This is a genomic window from Paenibacillus zanthoxyli JH29 (assembly GCF_000520715.1).
Taxonomy (GTDB): Bacteria; Bacillota; Bacilli; order Paenibacillales; family Paenibacillaceae; genus Paenibacillus_AQ; species Paenibacillus_AQ zanthoxyli.
Window position 1 is genome coordinate 1 of record NZ_ASSD01000347.1, and the last position, 842, is coordinate 842.

An 842-nucleotide genomic window follows, 5' to 3' on the forward strand; every position below is an offset into this window, starting at 1 on the left:
TACTTTTTTGGATGAAATATGAGAATTAAGCCGGAGAATTTCCGTTACAGGTAATAGTCAAGAACGCTATTAGACAGTTCATAGCCGACTGCCCGTTCACTTTTGCCGCGACGGACAGGGTTCAGTAAGCGTTTGGCGCACAGTTTTTTCAGCATAAGCACAGCCGTCTTGGAGTCTACTTCAAAATGCCGGGCGACATCCACCGGCCGTAGAGGTTTGGCGGCGTGAACGGCAAGCCGGAGTACCTCTTTTTCGGCCAGCACCGCTCTGGAGACGGGAGCAGCTGATGGCCGGTAGCGGCTCAGGACCATGCGCAGCAAGGTGATACATAACTGCGGACGCTGTTCAATATCGTCATAGGCAAAGGAAATCACCTGGTATCCCATAGCGTGCAGAAAGGTCTCCCGGTTCAATTCATTGCAATACTTCATTCGGTCCATATCGCGCACATGCGGGCCAAATCCTTTGATTTCTATAATCAGCTTGGTATATCCTGGGAGCCAGGCAAAGTCGGCAAAATAAGACCTGCCCCGCCAATCCAACACTTCATACTCCGGATGCAGATCATTCATTTGGCCCATCAAAGGCCACCAGACCTTTTCCAGAAACAGCGATTCAGCGTGCAGATGCCCCCTTTTCAACCTGGATTGGCGTTCTCCTGTCCGGTGTGCAAGATGATAATGAATAAACTGCTGATAGGCTTCGTTAAAGTCCATTTTTTCCTCCCTAAAATAAAAACGCCCCGGCTCACTCGGTTGAGTGAAACAGGACGTTCTTCGTCATAGACCCATTATAATGCAGTTCTGTAATTGCGGAAAGGAGAAAAAGTGTCGAATTTCCTC

1 protein-coding gene is annotated in these 842 nt (G+C 49.0%); it reads right to left on the bottom strand.

Annotation, left to right across the window (positions count from 1 at the left end):
- Positions 1-44: 44 nt before the first annotated feature.
- Positions 45-716 carry a DUF559 domain-containing protein gene (locus tag L691_RS0112545; RefSeq protein WP_025690866.1) on the bottom strand — a complete coding sequence of 224 codons (672 nt, stop codon included), beginning with the start codon at positions 714-716 and terminating at the stop codon, positions 45-47.
- Positions 717-842: the final 126 nt, after the last annotated feature.